Genomic DNA, 23,100 nt, shown 5'->3' with positions numbered 1-23,100 from the left:
GTCCTCTCAGGATGGATGCTTAGGGACGCCCGCAGGCGATCAGCAGGAACATCGGTCGGTTAAGCTCGACCTGCCATTCCGGATGCTCGGCGAGCTGCGCGGCACTCGGCCGCCATTCCTCGACATGGCGAAGCGTGAAGCCCGCCGCGATCAACGCGTTCAGCGTCGTGCCCAGCGTGCGATGATATTTGACGACCCCCTCGGCGAGCCAATCTGTCGTGCGTTGGCCTTCGACAAGGTAGCCATCGACCGGCCAGATCGTTTTCCCACCGACCTCGGCCCAATCGGGCGCGGACGGCGCCATGAAGATGGGATGCTCGATGGTGAAGACAAAATCCGAGCCCGGCACCAGCGCGGCATGGATCGTGCGAACCAGCCGCTCGAAATCCGCGGTATAGTGGAAGGCGAGCGACGAATAGGCCAGATCGAAAGCCTGCGCCGGCAGGTCGAGCCGGTCGAGATCGGCGATCTCGTAGCGCACGACCGGTGAAGTGGTTTCGGCGCGCGCGCGGGCGATCATGTTCTGCGAGAGATCGAGGCCCAGCACGCTCTGCGCGCCCTCGCCCGCCGCATGACGCGCAAACCAACCGAAGCCACAGCCGAGATCGACGATACGCTTGCCCGCGAGGTCCGGCAGCATCGCCCGCACCGAGCCCCATTCTGCCGCACCCGCAAGTCCGTAAAGCGAACGGGGCAGATTGCTGTATCCCTCAAAGAAGGCTGGCTGGTCATAGATGTTCTGAGCCATCGCGGATCCTTTCAGAGAAAGGACATAACGCGTTTTCGACATGCGGAAAAGCGAGGGGTGACGGCAGTCACCATGGCGGGCCGGTGACCAGAGCAGGCTTGACAGCCCGGCATTCCTCTTGTCCGGTGGCGGGAACAACGGGGGTTGGGGCGATGACGATACTGGACAGGTTTTCCCAGAAGGGTCGTGTGGCGCTCGTCACCGGCGGCGGCCGCGGGCTCGGCTTCGAGATCGCGCTGGGGCTGGCGCAGGCCGGCGCGCATGTCGTCGTGAGCGGACGCACCGCCGCGACACTGGAGGAGGCCGTCGCCCGGATCGCCGCCGGCGGCGGCCAGGCCTCCGCCGCCGCCTTCGACATCGCCGACCGGGCGGCCCAGCGCAGGGCGCTCGCTGACATCGAGGCCAGGCATGGCCGGCTGGACGTGCTGGTGAACAATGTCGGCGCGCGGGACCGGCGCGCCCTCGCGGACATGGACGACGCCGCCATCGACGACCTCATCCTCACCGACCTCTCGGCCGCCATCAGCCTTTCGCGCGACGCCGCCGCGCTGATGAAGAAGAACGGCCACGGCCGGCTCATCGCCGTCACCTCCATCGGCGGGCATGTCGCCATGCCCAATGACGGGGTCTATCCCGCCGCCAAGCAGGGCCTGACCGGCCTCATGCGCAGCATGGCCGTGGATTACGGCCCCTTGGGCATCACCAGCAATGCCATCGCGCCCGGCTGGTTCGCCACCGAGACCAACGCGGCGATGGCCGCCAATGAGGAGCTGATGCCCTTCGTGCGCCAGCGCATTCCCGTCCAGCGCTGGGCCCGCCCCGACGAGATCGCCGGCGCCGCCCTGTTCCTTGCCAGCGACGCCGCCTCCTTCGTCAACGGCCATGTGCTCGTCGTCGATGGCGGCATGACGGTCAGGATGTAGCTTCTTTGCCGCATTGTCCGACGCCGAAGCGATCCCGCTTCGGCTGTAAATGCTCTAACCGGCGAAATCCTCGATGACGGCCAGGAAGGCCTCGCCGAAGCGGTCGCGTTTTGAAACGCCGATGCCGGGAATATCCAGAAGCTCCTCCAGATCGGCGGGACGTTCGCGGGCGAGCGCGATCAGCGTCGTGTCGGGGAAGACGACGTAAGGCGGAACATCGAGATCCTTGGCGATGGCCAGGCGCTCGGCGCGCAACGCCTCGAACAGCGCCAGGTCGGAACCGCTGAGGTTGGAGCGTTCGCGCGACGCGGGCGATCCGCCCGCCCGGGCCTTGCGGCCGGTCTGCGGCCGGTCCTTGCGCAAAAGCACCTCCCGCTCCCGACGGAAGACGGCACGCGCCTCCGGTTCCAGCTTCAGAGCGCCGAAGGCCGAATGGTCGACACTGACCAGCCCCATGGCCATGAGCTGGCGGAAGATCGATTGCCAGACGCTTTTGGCAACGTCCTTGCCCGCGCCGAAAACCGGCATTTCGGTATGGCCGAAACGCTCCGTCTTTTCGTTGACGGCGCCCACCAGCACATCGATGACATGGGCAGCGCCGAAACGCTCGCCGGTGCGGTAGACCGCGGCCAGCGCCTTGATGGCCGCCTCGGTGCCGTCCCAGGTCTCGACCGGATTGCGGCAGGTATCGCAATTGCCGCAGCGGCCCGCATGGCTCTCGCCGAAATGCGCGAGGATCGCCTGCCGGCGGCAACCGGCCGTCTCGCAGATCGCCAGCAGCGACATCAGCTTGGCGCGCTCGATGCGCTTGATCTCCTCGGCCGCCCCGCCCTCGTCGATCATCTTGCGGCGCTGCACGACATCGGCCATGCCATAGGCCATCCAGACATCCGACGGCAGGCCGTCGCGTCCGGCGCGGCCGGTCTCCTGATAATAGGCCTCCACCGAGCCCGGCAGGTCGAGATGCGCGACATAGCGCACATCCGGCTTGTCGATGCCCATGCCGAAGGCGACGGTCGCCACGAGGCAGAGGTTCTCCTCCTTCAGGAACGCATCCTGGTTGGCATCGCGCACCGCCCGGTCGAAGCCCGCATGATAGGGCAGCGCCCGAACACCCTGCGTGTTCAGCCACTCCGCCGTGTCCTCGACCTTGGCGCGCGACAGGCAATAGACGATGCCGCTCTCGCCCTGATGCTTGGAAAGAAACCGCAGGAGCTGCTGGCGCGGCTGGTCGCGCTCGGCGATCTCGTAGGAGATGTTCGGCCGGTCGAAGCTGGTGGTGAAGACCTCCGCGCTGTCGAGGCCCAGGCGCTCGATGATGTCCTCGCGCGTATGCGGATCGGCGGTCGCCGTCAGCGCGATGCGCGGCACGCCGGGATAACGTTCGCCGAGCATGCCGAGCGTGCGGTATTCCGGCCGGAAGTCATGCCCCCACTGCGAGACGCAATGCGCCTCGTCGATGGCGAAGAGCGCGATGCGGGCGCCCGCCACAAGGTCGCTGAAACCATCCGTAACGATGCGCTCCGGCGTGACGTAGAGCATGTCGAGCTCGCCGGCGCGCATGGCATCACGCACGGCGAAAAACTCCTCGCGCGACAGCGAGGAATTGAGCGCCGCCGCCCTGACGCCAAGCTGCTTCAGCGCCTCCACCTGATCGCGCATCAGCGCAATCAGCGGCGAGATGACGATGCCCACACCATCGCGGCACAGCGCCGGGATCTGGAAACACAGGGACTTGCCGGCACCGGTGGGGAAGAGCACGACCGCATCGCCGCCATCCGTGACATGCTCCACCACCGCCTGCTGCTTGCCGCGGAAGGCGTCGTAGCCATAGACGCGCTTCAACACGTCGAGGGGAGATGGGCGGGCGGTTGCGGTGGAGGTGTCGAGCATGCGAATCCCGTTTCGTTCACGGCGGACTATGGGGTTTGCAGCGTGGGGAGGCAACCTTTGCAAGGTCGTTTACCCCTACTTGCCGGCAGGCCCCTTCACGCGGCCGGAGAGCACGCCGAAGCCTTCGATGATGGCTTCCTGGTTCTCCATGCGCACGGTCTCCAGCTGCACCTCCTGAAGGGCGCGCAGGATCTGGGGCACGCGCTCATCGTCGCCCTCCTCGGTAGAAACGGCCAGTTCCCGCTCCAGTTCGCGGCGCTGCCAGAGCAGCGCGCGGGTGCGCTTGTGCAGGGCAAGCGCCTGGAGATAGCCCTCGCGCGCATCTTCCGGCGCGGCCTCGGCCGTCGCCGTCCACAGGCGTGAATTGCGGATCTGCTGTTCCAGCCCCTTGAGCAGCGTCTCGAAGCCGGCCGTTTCGAGATCCTCGATCAGCCGGTCGCGCTCCAGCCGCGCGCCGACGGAGCCGGCAATGCCGAGCAGCGCCGACCACAGGCGTTGAAGATCGCGGTTGTCGTACTCGATGCTGGCGATATCGTCGTAATCGCTGAACAGCAGGCCGGGATGGTTGACGACGGTGAGCGCCAGAACGCTCTCGCGCAGCGCCGGCAGTTCCTGCGCGCCGCGCACCAGCGCCGAGCGGGCAAGCCGGTCGGAAATACCCGTCGCGACCCCATTGCCCTGCTGGCCGCCGCGCGCGCCGCCCCTCTGCTGGCGGTTGCCGCTGAAATTGCCGCCGCCCTGCCGCGGCACTGGACGGAAGAAGCTGTTCAGCCGATCGCGCATCGCCTGCTGGTAATGGCGGCGCACGTCCTCGTCGGCAATGACGGCCGTGACCTGGCGCAGCCGTGCCTCCAGTGCCGCGCGGCTTTCCGGCGTGTCGAAATTCGCGCCCTGCACCTCGCGGTTCCAGATCATGTCGGCGAGCGGCCGTGCGCTGGCCATGACCTTGTCGAAGGGCGCGCGGCCTTCATGGCGCACCAGATCGTCCGGGTCCTTGCCGTCGGGCAAAAGCGCAAAGCGCACGGTGCGCTCCGGCTTGATGAGCGGCAGGGCGAGATCGGCGGCGCGGTTGGCCGCACGGATGCCCGCCCCGTCGCCATCGAAGCACAGCACGGGCTCCGGCGTCATGCGCCACAGAAGGTCGAGCTGGTTTTCGGTCAGCGCCGTACCGAGCGGCGCCACCGCATTCTCGATGCCGGCCTGATGGAGCGCGATCACATCCATATAGCCTTCGACGGCGATGATCGTGCCGGTCGCCCGGTCGTCCTGGCCGGCGTTGCCGGCGCGGCCGGCCCCCTGCGCGGCCTTTCGGGCGCGGGCATGGTTGTAGAGCACGCTGCCCTTGTGGAAGAGCTCGGTCTCGTTGGAATTGAGATACTTCGCCGGCGCATCCGGCGACATGGCGCGGCCGCCGAAGGCGATGACCTTCTCGCGCACCGAATGGATGGGAAACATGATGCGGTCGCGGAAACGGTCGTAGGAAACGGGGATTTCGGGCCCGTGCACGACGAGCCCGCAGGCCTCGATCGCCTCCTTCGGCACGCCCTTGCGCGCCAGATGCTCCTTCAGCGCATTGCGGCTTTCCGGCGCATAGCCGAGGCGGAACGTCTCGATGGTGCGCCCCGTCAGGCCGCGGTCGCGCAGATAGGCGCGCGCCTTGGCGCCGGCCGGGGTCTGCAACTGGTCCTCGAAGAAGCGCGTCGCCATCTCCATGACCTCGACGAGGCCCATGCGCTCCTTTTCCCGCTGCTCGGCCTGCGGGTCGGGCTGGGGCATGGGCACGCCGGCAAGGTCGGCGATCTGCTGGACGGCCTCCGGGAAGGACAGCCCGTCGAGATCGGTGAGAAAGCGGAAATGATCGCCCGACACGCCGCAGCCGAAGCAATGATAGCGGCCCTTGCGATCCTCGCAGTGGAAGCTCGGCGACTTCTCGCCGTGGAACGGGCAGCAGGCCCAGTAATCGCCGCGCGAAACGTTGGTCTTCTTGCGATCCCAGGTCACGCGCCGGCCGATCACGTCCGAAATGGGAACGCGGTCACGGATCTCGTCTAGGAAGGCATTGGAAAAGCGCATGGTTACCTCGGTCGAGGTTCATATAACCACGCGGACGCCCCGCCGCCAGCGATAGTCCGTCACCCACAGCAATCCACAGGCGGCGGCACAAAGGAAAAGGGCGGCCAAAGCCGCCCTTCCCGTCTTACTTCAGCAGGTCCTTCACCACGCCGGAGGCCTTGGCGAAGTCCATCTGGCCCGGATAGCGCTCCTTGAGCACGGCCATGACCTTGCCCATGTCGCGCAGGCCCTGCGCGCCGATCTCGGTGATGACGCCCGATATCAGTTCGCGCACCTTCTCGTCGGAAAGCTGCTCGGGCAGGAAACCCTTGATGACGGCGATTTCCTGCTGTTCCTGGGCGGCGAGTTCCGGGCGGCCGTTATCGGCGAAGATCCTGGACGATTCCTCGCGCTGCTTGATCATCTTGGCGAGGATCTGCAACACCTCGTCGTCCTCGACGGGGCCCTTGCCCGCGCCGCGGTTGGCAATGTCGCGGTCCTTCAGCGTCGCCTGGATCAGGCGCAGCGTGGAGACACGGCAGGCGTCCTTTGCCTTGAGGGCTTCCTTCAGGTCGTTTGCGAAGATTTCGCGCATCATTTTCTCCATGAAAGGCCGCCGGCGCCGGATGCGCGACAGGCCCTTGTCGTCGTTCGATTGTGCATGCTCATAGACCGGCAACGGGCCCGACCGCAAACGGATTGCGTAAGCGCATGATTCAAAACGCTTTATAATTCCACGCAATCCACAGGCGGCGGTTGACCCCGCCATCCGCTTTGTCTATTTTCCGGCACCTGCACGAAATTTGGCAATCAGGGCGAACCAACGCGGGTTTCCGCGCGCCCTTGCCTGCGACCTCAAATGGTGCCTGGCCCCGCGGCTTTCAAGCCGGTGGCTCCGGTGCCGGAAACGGGATGAACATGACCTCGACCCCCGCATGGACCTCTGAAAAGCCGACCGCCCTGCTCGTGCTGGCCGACGGCACCGTCATCGAAGGCAAGGGCATCGGCGCCACCGGCAAGGTGACCGCGGAAGTCTGCTTCAACACGGCGCTGACGGGCTACCAGGAAATCCTGACCGATCCTTCCTATCTCGGGCAGATCGTCACCTTCACCTTCCCGCATATCGGCAATATCGGCGCCAATGACGAGGATATCGAGGACCTGACGCCGGCCGCCCGCCACGGCGCCGTCGGCACCATCTTCAAGGCCGACATCACCGATCCCTCGAACTACCGCTCGGCCAAGGACCTCGACGCCTGGCTGAAGGCCCGCGGCATCATCGGCCTGTCGGGCATCGATACGCGCGCGCTGACGGCCTGGATCCGCGAGAACGGCGCGCCGAACGCCGTCATCGCCCATGACCCGAACGGCGTCTTCGACATCGAGACGCTGAAGGCCGAAGCCAAGGCCTGGGGCGGCCTTGTCGGCCTCGACCTCGCCAAGGTCGCCTCTTCCGGCCAGTCCTCGCGCTGGAGCGAGAAGCCATGGGTGTGGAACGAAGGCTATGAAGACCTCGCCGACAGCGACGTGAAGTACCACATCGTGGCCCTCGACTACGGCGTGAAGCGCAACATCCTGCGCCTCTTCGCCGGCCTCGGCTGCAAGGTCACCGTCATGCCGGCTACATCAAGCGCCGATGACGTCCTGGCGCAGAAGCCCGACGGCATCTTCCTGTCCAACGGCCCGGGCGACCCGGCCGCGACGGGCGAATACGCCGTGCCGGTCATCAAGAAACTGATCGAAACCGGCCTGCCGATCTTCGGCATCTGCCTCGGCCACCAGATGCTCGGCCTCGCCGTCGGCGCCACCACCGAGAAGATGCACCAGGGCCACCATGGCGCGAACCACCCGGTCAAGGACCACACGACCGGCAAGGTGGAGATCGTCTCGATGAACCACGGCTTCGCCGTCGCCTCGTCGTCGCTGCCCGACGGCGTGGAGGAAACCCACATCTCGCTGTTCGACGGCACGAATTGCGGCTTGCGCCTCGTCGGCAAGCCGGTCTTCTCCGTGCAGCACCACCCGGAAGCCTCCCCCGGCCCGCAGGACAGCCACTACCTCTTCCGCCGCTTCATCAATCTGGTGCGCGCGAAGAAGGGCGAGGAAGCCCTGCCGGAACGCGCGTAAGGTTCCGACCTACGGAAACAGGAAGGCCCCGGACATGTCCGGGGCCTTTTCAGTTTGTGAATACACGTCAGTGCGCGCCGTCCATCAGACCCGCTGCCGCACGAGGCGGTAGAAGCGCCAGTTGAGCAGGACGGCTGCGGCGGCCAGCCCGCTGACGAAGCCGAACCAGATGCCGACCCCGCCGAAGCCCGCCGGGAAGGCCAGGAACCACGCACAGAAGAAACCGATCGGCCAATAGGAAATGAGGGCCAGCACCATCGGTATGCGCGTGTCCTTAAGGCCGCGCAGCAGGCCGGCGGCAATGGCCTGGAGGCCGTCGACCAGCTGGAAGAGGCCGGCGACCACCACGAAGGGGCCGGCGATCGCCAGCACCGCCGCCGAATCCTTGCCGGCCTTGTCGAGGAAGACAGCGGCGAGTTCGCGCGGAACGAGCGCAAAGAGCAGGCCGCCGAAGACCGCGATGGTCGCGGCGACGGCGAGCACCGCCCAGGACGCACGCACCACACCCAGACGATCGCCGCGCCCATGCGCCACGCCGACACGCACCGTGCCGGCCTGCGCAAGGCCGAGCGGGATCATGAAGGCGAGCGAGGCGAGCTGAAGCGCGATACCGTGGGCGGCAAGCTCCAGCGTGCCGAGACGGCCCATCAAAAGCGAGGCGCCGGTGAAGAGGCTTACTTCCGCCAGCATGGTCAGGCCGATCGGCAGCCCCAGTTGCACGACCTCCCGGAATGCGGCCCAGTCGGGCCGCCAGAAGCGCACGAAGAGCTCGTAGCGCCGCATGGCGGGCCGCGACTGGATGTAGGCGGTAATCAGCACGAAGCTGAGAAGGTTGACCCCGAAGGAGACCACGGCCGCTCCCTCGATGCCCCAGGCCGGAAAGCCGAAATGGCCGAGCACCAGCGCATAGGCGAAGAAGGCGTTGACCGTCAGGATGACGATCGTGACATAGAGCACGATGCCGGCGCGGCCATGCGCGCTGACAAGCCCGCGCAGCGTCATGAAGAGCAGTGCCGGCGCCATGCCCCAATGGGCGATCTTCAGGTAGCTGCCGGCGAGCGCCGCCACTTCGGGCTTCTGGCCGGCATAGAGCAGGATGCGCTCCGCATTGTAGAAGATCGGCATCATCAGTGCGGCATAGATCAGCACCACCCACATGCCCATGCGCACGGAACGGCGCACCGACACGGTGTCACCCCGGCCATAGGCCTGCGCCACCATGGGCATGACGGCATTGGCGAAGCCCGAACCCAGAATGAACAGCGTGAAGAAAAACTGGCTTCCCAGCACGATGGCCGCGAGATGCGCGGCACCCAGCCGGCCGAGGATCACCACATCGGTCGTGTGGATGCCGAGCTGCGCGAGCTGGGCGCCGATCAGCGGCACGCCAAGCGTCAAGGTTGCGCGGAAATGCGCGCGCCAGCTGTTGTCGGCGTGATGCGATGCGGTGTCCATGGTGGTTCTCACTTTCGCATCGCTTCCGATCACAAGTCCCGCCCGCGATCAATCGAATAGAATTGATGCTTTGATCAAAAAGACGAAAAGCGGCCCGAAACAGGCCGCTTCCGCACGGTTTCGTCGAAATGTCACGATTGAAAGCGCCTTCAAGCCGTTTCCGGCGCTGTTTTCGCCTTCGGGCCCGCACCCGCGCCGCGCAACGTCGTGATGAAGACGATGAGCCCGATGAACAGGATCGCTGCCGCCAGCGCATAGGGCGCGCCGGCAAAGGTGACCGGCGCCTTCGGGCCGGTGAAGTAGCTGAAGGCCTGGGTGAAGAGCAGCGGACCGATGACGGTGGTGATGCTGGATATGCTGGTGAGCGCGCCCTGCAACTCGCCCTGCGCGGATGGCGGAACGCGTGCCGCCGCTATCGAGCGCAGCGGCGGGTCGGCGAGGCTTTCGAGCGCCGTCAGCACGATCACCACATAGACCATCCAGCCCTGCCAGGCCGCGGCATAGCCGCAAAGGCCGAGGACGGAAAAGCAGATGCCGACGACCGCCGTGCGGTATTCGCCGATGCGCGGCACGATGCGCGGCAGCACGAAGCCCATGACCAGCGCCCCGCCGATGCCGAAGACGCCGAGCGACAGGCCGATCTGGCCTTCGCTCCAGCCGTAGCGCAAGGCGGCGACGAAGGGCCAGACGGCCGGATAGACGGCATGCGCCAGCCCGTAGCAGAACAGCACGACGCCCACCCACAGCACGCCGGGATGGTTGCGCATCTGAAGCAGCGCGCCGAGCGGATTGGCGCGGGCGAGTTCGAACCGGCGGCGGTTCTTCGGCGCGAGGCTTTCCGGCAGCAGGATGCAGGCGGCGACGAAATTGAGGAAGGCGATCGCGGCGGCGCCGTAGAAGGGGATGCGCGGGCCGAATTCCCCGAGCACGCCGCCGATCACGGGTCCGATCACGAAGCCGGTGCCGAACGCGATGCCCATCAGGCCGAAATTCTTCGCCCGCGTCTCGTCGTCGGAGACATCGGCGATAAAGGCGGCGGCCGTCGAGAAGCTCGCTCCGCTGATGCCCGCCAGCACGCGGCCGGCAAACAGCATCCAATAGCTCGTCGCCAGCGCGCAGATCAGGTTGTCGATGGCGAAGGTCAGGATGCAGGCCAAAAGCACCGGCCGGCGCCCGAAGCGATCCGAGAGATTGCCGATGAGCGGCGCGAAGAGGAACTGCATGCCGGCATAGACGAGCAGCAGCCACCCGCCGTCGATGGCCGCCTGGCTGATATCGTCGCCGGTCAGTTCGTGCAGATAGGTGGGCAGCACCGGCACGACGATGGCGATGCCGATCACGTCGAGGAACATGATCATGAAGACGAGAAAGAGCCCGCGCCGGGTGGACCTGGCATCGACCATGAAGAGACCTCGAACGAAAACACCCGCCATCGGGCGCGGAAATGTCAGGCCGCGACTTCTATTTCAGTTTTCCGGGCGAAACAATCCATGAACATCGCAAATCGCCGCCCGCTCCAACGAAAAACCCTCCGGCCAGGCAGACCGGAGGGTTTTCGTTGACGATGGATCGACGGGATCAGACGTCGCCCTTGAAGGTGTCGCACTGATCGACGCGGCCGGTATCGAAGCCGCGCTTGAACCAGCGGCGGCGCTGTTCGGACGTGCCGTGGTTGAAGCTCTCGGGCACGACATAGCCCTGCATGCGCTTCTGGATCGTATCGTCGCCGATCTGGGTGGCGGCGTTCAGCGCCTCGTCGAGGTCGCCCGCATCCAGCAGGCCCTTCTGCTGCGTGTACTTGCCCCAAATGCCGGCATAGCAATCCGCCTGAAGCTCGACGCGGACCGACATCTGGTTGGCTTCCTCCTGGCTCATGCGCTGGCGCTGCTGGTTGAAGCGCGGCAGCACGCCGGTGAGGTTCTGCACGTGATGGCCGACCTCATGGGCGACGACATAGGCCTGGGCGAAATCTCCGGCCGCATCGAACTTGCTGGCGAGCTCGTCGAAGAAGCTCATGTCGAGATAGACCTTGCGGTCGCCGGGGCAATAGAACGGGCCGGATGCCGCCGACGCGAAGCCGCAGGCGGACTGGACCGAACCGGAGAAGAGCACCATCTTGGGCTCCTCGTAGCGCTCGCCGGCCGCCTGGAAGATGCCGTTCCAGGTGTCTTCCGTCTCGGCCAGAACCGTCGCCATGAAGGCCTTGGTTTCCTCTTCCTGCGGCGAGGTGCGCCGGTTGGCGCTTTCCGTCTGCTCGACACCGGGCACGCTGACCTGGCCGCCATTGCCCATGACCTGCAGCAGGTCGATGCCCATGGCCTTGAAGATGAAATAGATCACCACGAGGAAGATGATCGTGCCGATGCTCATGCCGCCGCCGGCACGACGCCCGCCGCCCATGGGAATGCGGAACCCGCCGCCGCGGCCGAACGGGTTGCCGCCACCCATGGAAGGCCCGGCTCCGCGCTGGTCCTCGATATTGTCCGACTGGCGACGACCTTTCCATTCCATGGCGCATTTCCCCGCATTGAATTGGCGACGAACGTTCACGACACGAATTCGTTCCTCAGCAACAGCTTATAGGGCGTGCCGGGCCCGCTTGCAAAACGAAAAGCGAGCGCCCGGCACCGTCTCCGAAGCGGCGCTGCAAAGATTTTTCGTCCACCCTGTCGGCCGGTCGCCGCATCGATCGTCTTTGGATATCATCCATCGATCAGGGCCAGGAGTAACCCCATGCGAAAGCTCATCGTCAGTGCATTCATCAGTCTCGATGGCGTCATGCAGGCGCCGGGCGGGCCGCAGGAGGATCCCATCGGCGGCTTCCGCTTCGGGGGCTGGGTCGCGCCCTATTTCGACGAGACGGCGGGCAGCGTCATCGACGAGCTGTTCGCCCGCCCCTTCGACCTGCTGCTCGGCCGCAAGACCTACGACATCTTCGCGGCCCATTGGCCCTATGCGGATGCGAACGACCCGATCGGCCCGCTCTTCGACCGTGTGACCAAATATGTCGCGACCCGCAACCCGGCCTTCCGCACGACCTGGCAGAACAGCCGGACGCTCGGCGCCGATGCCGTCGCGGCCGTGAAGGCGCTCAAGGGCGGCGACGGGCCGGATCTCCTCACGCAGGGCTCGCCCGATTTCCTCAGGACCCTGTTCGAAAACGACCTTGTCGACGAGATCAACGTCTTCGTCTTCCCCGTCATCCTCGGCAAGGGCAAGCGCCTGTTCGGCGATGCCTCCTTCCCGCGCGCCCTCACCCTTGAAAGCTCCAGGACGAGCCAGAACGGCATCGTCATCAGCCGCTATACCCGCGCCGGCGATGTCGCGACCGGCTCCTTCGAGTTCGACACGCCGACCGAGGCCGAACTGGAGCGCCGCCGCAACCTGACATGACTTGACCGCGCGCGCCTTCCCCGATCCAATCGGCGGCGAGGACAAGGGAGGACGGCATGAAGGCGGCGCGGCTCGAAGCGATCGGCGAATTTCACGTGCGCGCGGTGGAAACGCCCTCGCCCGGCCCGGACGAACTGCTCGTGCGGGTCGAAGCCGCCGGCATCTGCGGCACCGACCGCCACCTCCTGCACGGCACATTTCCCTGCAGGCCTCCGGTGACGCTCGGCCACGAATTCTCCGGCATCGTGGAGGCCGTCGGTGATGCCGTCATCGATTTCCGCCCCGGCATGCGCATCACCGGCAATCCCAACATCCATTGCGGGCGATGCGTGCAGTGCCGGCGCGGCCGCATCAATCTGTGCGAGAACCTGGAGGCCATCGGCATCCACCGCGACGGCGGCTTTGCGGACTATGTGCTGGTGCCGCAAAGGCAGGCCCATGAACTGCCGCTGTCCCTGCCGCCGGAACATGGCGCGTTCTGCGAGCCGCTGGCCTGCTGCCTGCACGGCATCGACATGGCCGGCATCCGGCCGGGCGGTTCCGTTATAGTGCTGGGTGGCGGCGTCATCGGTATGCTGGTGGTGCAGCTCGCAAGGCTGGCGGGCGCGACATCCGTCGTCCTCGTCACCCGCCAGGCCGCACGCCGTCAGCTGGCGGAAGCAACCGGGGCAACCGCGTCCTTCGATCCCGGCAGCGGCAACGTCATCGAGGGTATCGGCGGTCCCGATGGCCTGCTTCCCGGCGGCGCGGATGTCGTCATCGAATGCGCCGGCGTGGCGGAGACCATGGCGGACGCGCCGAAACTGGCGCGCAACGGCGGCACCGTCGTCATTCTCGGCGTGATGCCGCAGGGCGAGACGGTCGCCATCGAGCCGTTCGACCTGCTGTTCCGGGAAGTGCGCGTGCTGACCGCCTTCCTCAATCCCGATACCCATGCCCGCGCCGCCGCCCTGATCGCGGAAGGAACGATCCGGGTCGAGCCGCTGATCTCGCGCCGCATCGGCCTCGATGCCCTGCCGGACGCTCTGGCGAACCCGCCGCGGCCGGGAGAGGTGAAGGTGCTGGTCATGCCAGGACGTCGAGACTAGGCAAGCGCCTCGGCCGCCACGGTCTCCTCCAGCCATGCCGCGAAAGCCGACATGGCCGGGGTGAGGCTGCGCGATTGCAGGCGGGTCAGCCAGTAGCTGCCGAGCGCGACGCTGGTGTCGAAGGGCTGGACGACGGTGCCGGCCGAAAGCAGCCGGGAAAACATCAGCGGCGGAGCGAGGCCCACGCCCTCCCCCTGCAGCACCGCCTCCATCATGGCGAGCGAGGTGTCGAAGACGATGGCGTTCTGCGGCGGCGGGGTGCGCGGCAGGCCGGCGGCCTCGAACCAGCGCGTCCACTCGTCCCGCCGATAGGAGCGCAGCAGCGTCAGGCCGAGCAGGTCCTCCGGCGTTTTCAGCCCGCGCGCGATGGCGGGGATGGCGAGCACGGAAAGCGGCGCATCGAACAGCCTGACGGCATCCGTGCCGTGCCACGCGCCGGCCCCGAAGCGGATGGCGAAATCGAGCCCTTCGGCCGCGAGGTCGACACGGTTGTTGTTGGTCGAAAGCCTGATTTCCACGAAGGGATGGCGCTCGCGAAATGCAGCAAGGCGCGGCAGAAGCCAGCCGACGGCGAAGGTGCCGACCGCACCGACCGTCAGGATTTCCCGCACATGACCGCCCCGGAACCGCTCCACGACATCGGCCATGCGATCGAAACTGTCGCGCAGCACCGGCAACAGGCTCTCGCCCTCCGCGGTGATCATCAGCCCGCGCGGCAGCCGCTTGAAGAGCACGACGTTCAGCTGTTCCTCCAGGCTCTTCACCTGGTGGCTGACCGCCGCCTGCGTCACGTTCAGCTCGATGGCGGCGCGGGTGAAGGAGAGATGACGTGCCGACGCCTCGAAGGCGCGGAACGCGTTCAGCGGCAGATAGGGCCGAACCATGGCAATGCCCCAATTTTCCTAATGGCTGAGACCAGTATTGATCTTTTGTCCCGGCATCAGATCATTGCTATCCACAATACGCAAGCCATTCAGAATTCAAGGAAACCGTGATGGATATCCGTCTTTTCGCGGCCGGCGCCCTGCTGGCTGCAAGCCTCTGCACGCCGGCCGAAGCCCGCATTATTTGTACCATCGTGACCGATGCCGCAGACGGCGCGGTGATTCTGGAGAAGGGCGACTGCAAGACGCGCGTGACGCCCGCCTCCACCTTCAAGGTGCCGCTCGCCGTGATGGGCTACGACGCCGGCTTTCTGGAAAATGCGGAGGAACCGGTCCTGCCCTTCATGAAGGGCTATCCGGACTGGGGCGGCGACAACTGGCGCCAGCCGACAACGCCGAAGCGCTGGATGGAATTTTCGGTCGTCTGGTATTCGCAGCGCATCACCGAATTCCTCGGCTACGAGCAGCTGCGCGACTATGCGGATGCCTTCGGCTACGGCAATGGCGACATGACGGGCGATCCCGGCAAGGACAACGGGCTGGAGCGGGCCTGGATCGCGTCCTCTTTGAAAATATCGCCGCGCGAGCAGGTCGCGTTCCTGGCCAAGCTCGTCAATCACGAACTGCCCGTCTCCGCCGACGCCATGGACGCGGCCATGGAGATCGTCGAAGGAAAGGACATTGCCGACGGCTGGCGCGTGCAGGGCAAGACCGGCATGGCCTATCCCCGCAAGGCGGACGGCAATTTCGATTATGCGAGGCCCTGGGGCTGGTATGTCGGCTGGGCGCGGCGCGACGACCGCACCGTCGTTTTCGCCCGTCTGTTGCAGGACGAGAAGAAGCAGGAACCGCGCACCAGCCTGCGCGCCCGCGACGGCATCCTCGCCGAACTGCCGGCCATTCTGGCGAAGAATTGAGGCCCGTCGCTCCCCGCTCCGGCGCGGGGAGCGCGCACCCTCCCGCCGCCGCCCCGAGCGGCTGATCCGGCGCGCCGCATTTTTCCTGTCGACGGGGCAATTTTCGGGGTTCCGCTCGCCCCTGCATTTGCCTATAAGCCGCTTCTAGCCTTGAAAGACCACTTTTGCGCGCCCGGCCCGGTGAACCCATCGCCATGCCGGTTTTTCGCGCACGCGGCAAAGCGGAAGAACGGATAGAGATATGCCCAAGCGCCAAGATTTGAAATCGATCCTCATCATCGGCGCGGGGCCGATCGTCATCGGTCAGGCCTGTGAATTCGATTATTCCGGCACGCAGGCCTGCAAGGCGCTGAAAGAGGAAGGCTACCGGGTCATCCTCGTGAACTCCAACCCGGCAACGATCATGACCGATCCGGGCCTGGCCGACGCCACTTACGTCGAGCCGATCACGCCTGAGGTCGTCGCCAAGATCATCGCCAAGGAACGCCCGGACGCGCTGCTGCCCACCATGGGCGGCCAGACGGCGCTCAACACCGCGCTCTCCTTGAAGCGCATGGGCGTTCTCGACCGCTACAATGTGGAGATGATCGGCGCCAAGCCCGCCGCCATCGACATGGCCGAGGACCGCGCGCTGTTCCGCGAGGCGATGGCCCGCATCGGCCTGGAAACGCCGAAATCGCTGCTCGCCAACGCCACCGAGATCAAGGACCAGGACCGCAAGGTTCATGAGGCCGAGCGCGCCAAGCTGAAGGCCGAACTGTCCGGCGATGCGCTCGACAAGGCGCTGGACGAGCTGGAAAACCAGTGGAACCTCGGCGAGACCGACCGCAAGCAGCGCTATATGAGCCACGCCATGGCGATCGGCGCTCAGGCGCTCGACGAGATCGGCCTGCCCGCCATCATCCGCCCGTCCTTCACGCTCGGCGGCACCGGCGGCGGCATCGCCTACAACCGCTCGGAATTCTTCGAGATCGTCAATTCCGGCCTCGACGCCTCGCCGACCACCGAAGTGCTGATCGAAGAATCCGTGCTCGGCTGGAAGGAGTATGAGATGGAGGTCGTCCGCGACAAGGCGGACAACTGCATCATCATCTGCTCCATCGAGAACATCGACCCGATGGGCGTTCATACGGGCGACTCGATCACCGTCGCGCCGGCCTTGACCCTGACGGACAAGGAATACCAGATCATGCGCAACGCCTCGATTGCGGTTCTGCGCGAGATCGGCGTGGAGACCGGCGGCTCGAACGTGCAGTTCGCCGTCAACCCGAAGAACGGCCGCCTCGTCGTCATCGAGATGAACCCGCGCGTTTCGCGCTCGTCGGCGCTGGCCTCCAAGGCCACCGGCTTCCCCATCGCCAAGATCGCGGCCAAGCTCGCCATCGGCTACACGCTCGACGAGCTGGAGAACGACATCACCGGTGGCGCGACACCGGCCTCCTTCGAACCGTCGATCGACTATGTCGTGACGAAGATCCCGCGCTTCGCCTTCGAAAAGTTCCCCGGCGCCGAGCCGACGCTGACCACCGCCATGAAGTCGGTCGGTGAGGTCATGGCCATCGGCCGTACCTTCGCCGAATCGCTGCAAAAGGCGCTGCGCGGGCTCGAAACCGGCCTGACCGGCCTGGACGAGATCGAGATCCCCGGCCTCGGCGACGGCAACGACAAGAACGCCATCCGCGCCGCCATCTCCACGCCGACGCCGGACCGCCTGCGCATGGTCGCCCAGGCGTTGCGCCTCGGCCTGTCGCTCGAGGAAGTGCACGAAGGCTCCAAGATCGACCCTTGGTTCCTCGAGCAGTTCAAGGCCATCGTCGACATGGAAGCGCGCATCCGCGAGCATGGCCTGCCTGATGATGCCGAGAACCTGCGCATGCTGAAGGCCATGGGCTTCTCCGACGCCCGCCTCGCCACGCTCTCCGGCAAGCGCCCGAAGGAAGTCGCGGAACTCCGCAACGGCCTCGACGTGCGCCCGGTCTTCAAGCGCATCGACACCTGCGCCGCCGAATTCGCCTCGCCGACCGCCTATATGTACTCGACCTACGAGACGCCGTTCGCCGGCGCCACGCGCTCGGAAGCCGGCATTTCCGACCGCAAGAAGGTCGTCATCCTCGGCGGCGGCCCGAACCGCATCGGCCAGGGCATTGAATTCGACTATTGCTGCTGCCACGCCGCCTTCGCACTGAAGGATGCCGGCTATGAGGCGATCATGGTCAACTGCAACCCGGAAACCGTCTCGACCGACTACGACACGTCGGACCGTCTCTACTTCGAGCCGCTGACGGCCGAAGACGTCATCGAGATCCTGAAGGCCGAGCAGACCAATGGCGAACTCGTCGGCGTCATCGTGCAGTTCGGCGGCCAGACCCCACTGAAGCTCGCCGAAGCGCTGGAAAAGAACGGCATCCCGATCCTCGGCACCGCGCCCGACATGATCGACCTGGCCGAAGACCGCGACCGCTTCCAGAAGCTCTTGCAGAAGCTGGACCTGACCCAGCCGAACAACGGCATCGCCTATTCCGTCGAACAGGCCCGCCTGATCGCAGGCGAGATCGGCTTCCCGCTCGTCGTGCGCCCGTCCTACGTGCTCGGCGGCCGCGCCATGCAGATCATCCATTCGGAATCGATGTTGCAGACCTACCTGCTCGACACCGTGCCGGAACTGGTGCCCGAGGACATCAAGCAGCGCTACCCGAACGACAAGACCGGCCAGATCAACACCCTGCTCGGCAAGAACCCGCTGCTCTTCGACAGCTACCTGTCGAATGCCGTGGAAGTCGACGTCGACGCGCTTTGCGATGGCAAGGACGTTTTCGTCTCCGGCATCATGGAGCATATCGAGGAAGCCGGCATCCATTCGGGCGACTCGGCCTGCTCGCTGCCGGTCCACACGCTCTCCAACGAGATCGTCGACGAGCTGGAGCGCCAGACGAAAGCCCTTGCAAAGGCGCTCAATGTCGGCGGCCTGATGAACGTGCAATACGCCATCAAGGACGGCACGATCTACGTTCTGGAAGTCAACCCGCGCGCCTCGCGCACGGTGCCCTTCGTGGCGAAGACCATCGGTGCGCCGATCGCCAAGATCGCCGCCCGCGTCATGGCCGGTGAAGGCCTCGATGCGGCGATTGCCGCCTATGGCAAGAAGCCCGACCCGCGCAACCTCAAGCACATCGCCGTGAAGGAAGCCGTGTTCCCCTTCGCCCGCTTCCCGGGCGTCGATACGCTGCTCGGCCCGGAAATGCGCTCGACCGGCGAGGTCATCGGCCTCGACACCGACTTCGCGCTGGCCTTCGCCAAGTCGCAGCTCGGCGCCGGCGTCGACCTGCCGCGCGAAGGCACGGTCTTCGTGTCGGTGCGCGACGAGGACAAGGACCGCGTGCTCGCCGCCATCAACATCCTGACGGGCATCGGCTTCAAGGTGATGGCAACGTCGGGCACCGCCCGCTTCCTCGCCGAAAAGGGCATCGAGGCCATCAAGATCAACAAGGTGCAGGAAGGCCGTCCGCATATCGAGGACGCCATCCGCAACCGCCAGGTCCAGCTGGTCATCAACACGACCGACGGCAACAAGGCGATCTCGGATTCGAAATCGCTGCGCCGCGCCGCGCTGATGCAGAAGGTGCCCTACTACACGACCATGGCCGGCGCGCTCGCCGCCGCCCAGGCCATCCAGGCCCTCAAGCAGGGCCAGCTGGAAGTGCGTCCGTTGCAGGCGTATTTCTGACAACAAGGCGGGCCGAACCGGCCCCCTCATCCGCCCTCCGGCACCTTCTCCCCGCCGGGGAGAAGGAAGAAGGATGCTACGTCTCATTTCCCCTTCTCCCCGTGGGGAGAAGGTGGCCGAAAGGCCGGATGAGGGGGTAAGCGCCTCCCAAGGATAACTGCCACAACGATATGGATCGGCCACCTAGGCCGCCATCATCTCCGAGAGATGCCGCACCATCTGCATGTCCTCGATGAAGAGGGTGTGTTGGCGTTTACGTTCGGCTTCATCTGGCAGGCGCAGCAGGAAGGACGGGTGGATGGTCGGGTAGAGCACGACGTCGCCCTGCATGGTGATCGGCTTGCCGCGCAACTGGCTGAGCGGCTTGCGTTCGCCGCTGAGCGCAAAGACGGCGGTCGCGCCGAGCGCCACGATGAGCTTCGGCTTGACGAGCTCCACCTCCTTGGCCAGCCACCAGCGGCAATGTTCGATTTCGTTGCGGTCGGGCTTCTGGTGGATACGGCGCTTGCCGCGCGGCTCGTATTTGAAGTGTTTCACCGCATTGGTGAGGTAAAGCGTATTGCGCGCGATGTCGGCCTCTTTCAGCACGGCATCGAACACCTTGCCCGCCGGGCCGACGAAGGGGCGGCCGGCCAGGTCCTCCTGGTCGCCCGGCTGCTCGCCGACCATCATGATGCGGGCATCCGGCGGCCCCTCCCCGAACACGGTCTGGGTGGCCGTGCAATGCAAGGGACAGCGCTGGCAGCGGCGCGCCTCCTCGCGAAGCCCGTCGATGGTGTCGGCCCCGGCCGGCACGATCTGCGGCAGCGCCGGCGCATTCTCGCGCAGGCGATAGTGGAAGAGCGGCGGGTCGCTTGCGGCGCGCTCGGCCATGGCGCGCACATTCGCCTCGGCATTGGCGATGAGTTCCGGGATCAGGTCGGCTTCGGGCAGATGACGCCAGTATTTCTTCGGCATCTCCGCCTGCATGGCCTTCAGCTTCAGCCGCGCCGGATTGAAGATGCTGGCATAATAGGTGCGCCACAGATCGTCCGTCGGGTCGCCATGGCCGGGGTTGTCGCCCGGACGCGTATCGAAGATCAGGCTCTCGCCATCCCAGCTCGCCGTACCCTTGGGCGTGGCGATGATCCAGTCCATGTCGGCAAAGCGCCGCCGGAAGAAGGGGGCGGTGCGGGCCACGATGAAATGCGACGGTTCGAACCAGGCGAAGAAGCGCCGCCGCCCCTCCACCTCGCCGGGGATTTCCTTGAAACGCACGAAGGCCGTCATCTTGTGGCTGTCGCGATGGATGTTCTTGGCCAGGATCCGCGCCCAGGCGACATCCTTGTCGGCCGAAAGCTCCAGCAGCCGCTTGTCGGATTGCAGCCGCCAGAGCAGCCGGTAGAGCAGATGGAACCGGCCCGGCTCCGTATGGCAGACGACCGCCTCGGCCAGCGGCAGGAAGGCCGGCGGCACGGTGAGCGGCGGCGCCGTGGCTGAAGGCGCGGGCAATTCGGGGGCCGCGACCTCGAACAGCTCTTCCGATCCGTTGACCCGCCAGTCGACCTCGCGCGGCGAGATGCCGGCGGCAGCGAGTGCGCGCGCGGCATCGCGCCATTCGGAAAAATCACCCCGGCCAAGGAGAGGGATCGTGTGCATCAGAGCAACGAAAGCTGTTCCGGTTTGCGCGCAAACAGCGTCTTCAGGTCCGCGCGGTCGGCAAGCTGCCGCGGGGTCCAGCCTTCCGCCTCGATGAAGGCGCGCACCTTGCGCAGCGAAACGCCGAGCCGCGCCAGGTCCTCCAGCCGCAGGCGCCGGAAACGCCGGCTGGACAGGATGGCCGTCACCGTCTTGGTGCCCATGCCCGGAACCCGCAGCAGCATCTCGCGCTCCGCCCGGTTCACATCGACGGGAAAGCGCGCACGGTTGGCGAGCGCCCAGGCAAGCTTGGGATCCATGTCGAGATCGAGCATGCCGCCGGTTGCCGATGTGATCTCGTCTACTCCGAAGCCGTAGAAGCGATAGAGCCAGTCCGCCTGGTACAGCCGGTGCTCGCGCACCAGTGGCGGCTTGATCAGAGGCAGCGCACGCGAAGCATCGGGAATGGGGCTGAAGGCGGAATAATAGACCCGTTTCAGCCCGTAGCTGCCGTAAAGCCGCGCGCTGGTCTTGAGAATGGTCGCATCATCGGCGCCATCGGCACCGACGATCATCTGCGTGCTTTGGCCGCCGGGCACGAACCGCTTGCGCTGCTTCGTGCGCAGCGTCGGTTCGCCGGCCGCCTCGATCTTGCGGCGCAGGTCGCCCATGGCACGCCGAATGCCGTCCGGCCGCTTTTCCGGCGCGAAACGCCCGATTCCGGCATCCGTCGGCAGCTCGATATTGAGCGACAGGCGATCGGCATAGAGCCCCGCCTCCTCGATGAGCTCAGGCGCGGCATCGGGAATGGACTTGAGGTGGATGTAACCGCGAAAGCCGTGCACGGTGCGCAGGTCGCGCACCACCCGCACCATTTCCCCCATCGTATGATCGGGCGAGCGGATGATGCCCGACGACAGGAACAGCCCCTCGATATAATTGCGCCGGTAGAATTCCAGCGTCAGCCAGACCACCTCGTCCGGCGTGAAGCGCGCGCGCTCCACATTGCTGGAGGAGCGGTTGATGCAATAGGCGCAATCGAAAACGCAGAAATTGGTGAGCAGGATCTTCAAGAGCGAAATGCACCGTCCATCCGGCGCATAGGCGTGGCAGATCCCCGCCCCCTCCGTGGAGCCAAGGCCTCCCGACTTCACGGAGTCGCGTTTTTCCGTTCCGCTCGATGCGCAAGAGGCATCGTATTTGGCGGCATCCGAAAGAATGGCCAAACGTTCCTGCAGCGATTTCTTCATATTTGTTCACTATATGTTCTAATGAAGTGAGTCAACGGAAAACGGCGGGGTCGGCGGCTCAGTAGCCGCCGACGATGGGGAGCACCTCGCCGGTGATGTAACTGGAGCACTGCGGCGACGCGAGGAAGACATAGGCGGGCGCAAGCTCCTCCGGCTGGGCGGGCCGCTTCATCGGCGTCTGCGCACCGAATTTCGAGACATCCTCGGCTTCCTTGTCGGAGGGGTTGAGCGGCGTCCAGACCGGTCCCGGCGCGACCGCGTTCACGCGAATGCCGCGCGGCACCAGCTGGCTGGCAAGCGAACGGGTAAAGGCGTGAATGCCGCCCTTCGTCGTCGAGTAGTCGATGAGGTCCTTCGACCCTTCAAGCCCGGTGACGGAGCCCGTGTTGATGATCGCCGAGCCCGGCTCCATATGGGGAATGGCGGCCTGCGCCATATAGAAGTAGCCGTAGAGATTGGTCTTCAGGGTCTCGTCGAAATGCTCCTCGGTGAGATCGAGGATATCCTTGCTGTGGACCTGGAAGGCGGCATTGTTGACGAGCACATCGAGCCGGCCGAGATCGCGCACCACACATTTCACCGTCTGGACGCAGAACGCCTTGTCCTTGACGTCGCCGGCAAAGGCGATGCAGCGGCGCCCTTCGGCTTCCACGGCGGCGATGGTATCCTTCGCATCCCGGCCCTCGGCGAGATGGCAGATGGCGATATCAGCGCCTTCCCGCGCATAGAGCACCGCGACCGACCGGCCGATGCCGGAATCACCGCCCGTGATGAGCGCGACCTTCCCTTCCAGCTTGCCCGATCCCTTGTAGAAGGGCGCATCATACATCGGTGGCGGATCGAGCTCCGCCTCCAAGCCGGGTTTCGGCTGGTGCTGCCTGGGAAAAGGCGGCACGGGATAAAGGCGCGCGCCGGCCTGCATGGCCTCCGGCTCCTGGCTGCCGCCCTTGCGGTCGGCCTTGGCCACATCCTCCTGGATATCGCGCTGCTTGGCAGCCGTTCTTGCGGATTGGTGGGGAGTCATGACAG

17 protein-coding genes are annotated in these 23,100 nt (G+C 65.7%); 6 read left to right on the top strand and 11 right to left on the bottom strand.

Going from position 1 to position 23,100, the window contains the following annotated elements:
* Positions 1 to 19: 19 nt before the first annotated feature.
* A complete protein-coding gene (locus B5M41_RS06860; RefSeq protein ID WP_134647148.1) occupies positions 20 to 748 on the bottom strand; it encodes a class I SAM-dependent methyltransferase in 729 nt (242 codons plus the stop codon).
* A gap of 152 nt (positions 749 to 900) precedes the next feature.
* On the opposite strand from B5M41_RS06860, the gene B5M41_RS06855 reads away from it, so the two are divergent.
* Positions 901 to 1,671, top strand: coding sequence for an SDR family oxidoreductase (locus tag B5M41_RS06855; RefSeq protein WP_134647146.1), 771 nt, complete (start codon positions 901 to 903; stop codon positions 1,669 to 1,671).
* Positions 1,672 to 1,725: 54 nt separating this feature from the next.
* Here the strand turns inward: B5M41_RS06855 and recQ are convergent, their stop codons facing one another.
* From recQ to B5M41_RS06840, 3 genes are all read right to left on the bottom strand, one after another.
* Positions 1,726 to 3,564 carry a DNA helicase RecQ gene (gene recQ / locus B5M41_RS06850; protein ID WP_134647144.1) on the bottom strand — a complete coding sequence of 613 codons (1,839 nt, stop codon included), beginning with the start codon at positions 3,562 to 3,564 and terminating at the stop codon, positions 1,726 to 1,728.
* 75 nt (positions 3,565 to 3,639) lie between these two features.
* Entirely contained in the window at positions 3,640 to 5,637 is a 1,998-nt protein-coding gene (dnaG, locus tag B5M41_RS06845) for a DNA primase (RefSeq protein ID WP_134647142.1), read from the bottom strand.
* A gap of 124 nt (positions 5,638 to 5,761) precedes the next feature.
* Positions 5,762 to 6,211 carry a GatB/YqeY domain-containing protein gene (locus B5M41_RS06840; RefSeq protein WP_134647140.1) on the bottom strand — a complete coding sequence of 150 codons (450 nt, stop codon included), beginning with the start codon at positions 6,209 to 6,211 and terminating at the stop codon, positions 5,762 to 5,764.
* A 323-nt stretch (positions 6,212 to 6,534) separates the two neighbouring features.
* Between B5M41_RS06840 and carA the strand changes: the two genes are divergently transcribed.
* Positions 6,535 to 7,743, top strand: coding sequence for a glutamine-hydrolyzing carbamoyl-phosphate synthase small subunit (gene carA, locus B5M41_RS06835; protein WP_134647138.1), 1,209 nt, complete (start codon positions 6,535 to 6,537; stop codon positions 7,741 to 7,743).
* An 84-nt stretch (positions 7,744 to 7,827) separates the two neighbouring features.
* On the opposite strand, the gene B5M41_RS06830 is transcribed toward carA, so the two are convergent.
* The 3 genes from B5M41_RS06830 to ypfJ form a co-directional block, all read right to left on the bottom strand.
* On the bottom strand, positions 7,828 to 9,198 hold the full coding sequence (locus B5M41_RS06830) for an MATE family efflux transporter (protein ID WP_134647136.1): 1,371 nt from the start codon (positions 9,196 to 9,198) through the stop codon (positions 7,828 to 7,830).
* Between the two features lie 149 nt (positions 9,199 to 9,347).
* Positions 9,348 to 10,601, bottom strand: a complete 1,254-nt coding sequence (locus tag B5M41_RS06825; RefSeq protein ID WP_134647134.1) for a TCR/Tet family MFS transporter — start codon at positions 10,599 to 10,601, stop codon at positions 9,348 to 9,350.
* 175 nt (positions 10,602 to 10,776) lie between these two features.
* Complete coding sequence (ypfJ, locus tag B5M41_RS06820; protein WP_134647132.1) at positions 10,777 to 11,709, bottom strand: KPN_02809 family neutral zinc metallopeptidase; 933 nt, start codon at positions 11,707 to 11,709, stop codon at positions 10,777 to 10,779.
* A 222-nt stretch (positions 11,710 to 11,931) separates the two neighbouring features.
* Here ypfJ and B5M41_RS06815 point away from each other — a divergent pair, with 222 nt between their 5' ends.
* Positions 11,932 to 12,591: a dihydrofolate reductase family protein gene (locus B5M41_RS06815; RefSeq protein WP_134647130.1), complete on the top strand. Its 660-nt coding sequence runs from the start codon at positions 11,932 to 11,934 to the stop codon at positions 12,589 to 12,591.
* A gap of 56 nt (positions 12,592 to 12,647) precedes the next feature.
* A complete protein-coding gene (locus B5M41_RS06810; RefSeq protein WP_134647128.1) occupies positions 12,648 to 13,679 on the top strand; it encodes a zinc-dependent alcohol dehydrogenase family protein in 1,032 nt (343 codons plus the stop codon).
* Here the strand turns inward: B5M41_RS06810 and B5M41_RS06805 are convergent.
* Complete coding sequence (locus tag B5M41_RS06805; protein ID WP_134647126.1) at positions 13,676 to 14,563, bottom strand: LysR family transcriptional regulator; 888 nt, start codon at positions 14,561 to 14,563, stop codon at positions 13,676 to 13,678. The genes B5M41_RS06810 and B5M41_RS06805 overlap by 4 nt on opposite strands.
* A 110-nt stretch (positions 14,564 to 14,673) precedes the next feature.
* Here B5M41_RS06805 and blaOXA point away from each other — a divergent pair, with 110 nt between their 5' ends.
* Positions 14,674 to 15,480: a class D beta-lactamase gene (gene blaOXA / locus B5M41_RS06800; RefSeq protein ID WP_134647124.1), complete on the top strand. Its 807-nt coding sequence runs from the start codon at positions 14,674 to 14,676 to the stop codon at positions 15,478 to 15,480.
* Between the two features lie 241 nt (positions 15,481 to 15,721).
* The gene (gene carB / locus B5M41_RS06795; protein ID WP_134647123.1) at positions 15,722 to 19,204 is read left to right on the top strand and encodes a carbamoyl-phosphate synthase large subunit; all 3,483 of its coding nucleotides are present in this window, start codon (positions 15,722 to 15,724) and stop codon (positions 19,202 to 19,204) included.
* Between the two features lie 183 nt (positions 19,205 to 19,387).
* Here the strand turns inward: carB and B5M41_RS06790 are convergent, their stop codons facing one another.
* From B5M41_RS06790 to B5M41_RS06780, 3 genes are read right to left on the bottom strand one after another with little or no spacing between them, the layout of a single operon-like run.
* Entirely contained in the window at positions 19,388 to 20,842 is a 1,455-nt protein-coding gene (locus tag B5M41_RS06790; RefSeq protein ID WP_134647121.1) for a UdgX family uracil-DNA binding protein, read from the bottom strand.
* Entirely contained in the window at positions 20,842 to 22,071 is a 1,230-nt protein-coding gene (locus tag B5M41_RS06785; protein WP_134647119.1) for a putative DNA modification/repair radical SAM protein, read from the bottom strand. Before B5M41_RS06785 ends, B5M41_RS06790 begins: the two co-directional genes overlap by 1 nt.
* 58 nt (positions 22,072 to 22,129) lie before the next feature.
* A complete protein-coding gene (locus B5M41_RS06780; protein ID WP_134647117.1) occupies positions 22,130 to 23,095 on the bottom strand; it encodes an SDR family oxidoreductase in 966 nt (321 codons plus the stop codon).
* Between the last annotated feature and the right edge of the window lie 5 nt (positions 23,096 to 23,100).

The organism is Shinella sumterensis (assembly GCF_004514425.2).
GTDB lineage: Bacteria > Pseudomonadota > Alphaproteobacteria > Rhizobiales > Rhizobiaceae > Shinella > Shinella sumterensis.
This window is presented reverse-complemented; position numbering and strand designations above follow the sequence as displayed.

Bases quoted from the DNA above. Each gene is read 5' to 3' on its own strand.
- B5M41_RS06860 (WP_134647148.1), bottom strand. From the start codon at position 748: ATGGCTCAGAACATCTATGACCAGCCAGCCTTCTTTGAGGGATACAGC.
- B5M41_RS06855 (WP_134647146.1), top strand. From the start codon at position 901: ATGACGATACTGGACAGGTTTTCCCAGAAGGGTCGTGTGGCGCTCGTC.
- recQ (WP_134647144.1), bottom strand. From the start codon at position 3,564: ATGCTCGACACCTCCACCGCAACCGCCCGCCCATCTCCCCTCGACGTG.
- dnaG (WP_134647142.1), bottom strand. From the start codon at position 5,637: ATGCGCTTTTCCAATGCCTTCCTAGACGAGATCCGTGACCGCGTTCCC.
- B5M41_RS06840 (WP_134647140.1), bottom strand. From the start codon at position 6,211: ATGCGCGAAATCTTCGCAAACGACCTGAAGGAAGCCCTCAAGGCAAAG.
- carA (WP_134647138.1), top strand. From the start codon at position 6,535: ATGACCTCGACCCCCGCATGGACCTCTGAAAAGCCGACCGCCCTGCTC.
- B5M41_RS06830 (WP_134647136.1), bottom strand. From the start codon at position 9,198: ATGGACACCGCATCGCATCACGCCGACAACAGCTGGCGCGCGCATTTC.
- B5M41_RS06825 (WP_134647134.1), bottom strand. From the start codon at position 10,601: ATGGTCGATGCCAGGTCCACCCGGCGCGGGCTCTTTCTCGTCTTCATG.
- ypfJ (WP_134647132.1), bottom strand. From the start codon at position 11,709: ATGGAATGGAAAGGTCGTCGCCAGTCGGACAATATCGAGGACCAGCGC.
- B5M41_RS06815 (WP_134647130.1), top strand. From the start codon at position 11,932: ATGCGAAAGCTCATCGTCAGTGCATTCATCAGTCTCGATGGCGTCATG.
- B5M41_RS06810 (WP_134647128.1), top strand. From the start codon at position 12,648: ATGAAGGCGGCGCGGCTCGAAGCGATCGGCGAATTTCACGTGCGCGCG.
- B5M41_RS06805 (WP_134647126.1), bottom strand. From the start codon at position 14,563: ATGGTTCGGCCCTATCTGCCGCTGAACGCGTTCCGCGCCTTCGAGGCG.
- blaOXA (WP_134647124.1), top strand. From the start codon at position 14,674: ATGGATATCCGTCTTTTCGCGGCCGGCGCCCTGCTGGCTGCAAGCCTC.
- carB (WP_134647123.1), top strand. From the start codon at position 15,722: ATGCCCAAGCGCCAAGATTTGAAATCGATCCTCATCATCGGCGCGGGG.
- B5M41_RS06790 (WP_134647121.1), bottom strand. From the start codon at position 20,842: ATGCACACGATCCCTCTCCTTGGCCGGGGTGATTTTTCCGAATGGCGC.
- B5M41_RS06785 (WP_134647119.1), bottom strand. From the start codon at position 22,071: ATGAAGAAATCGCTGCAGGAACGTTTGGCCATTCTTTCGGATGCCGCC.
- B5M41_RS06780 (WP_134647117.1), bottom strand. From the start codon at position 23,095: ATGACTCCCCACCAATCCGCAAGAACGGCTGCCAAGCAGCGCGATATC.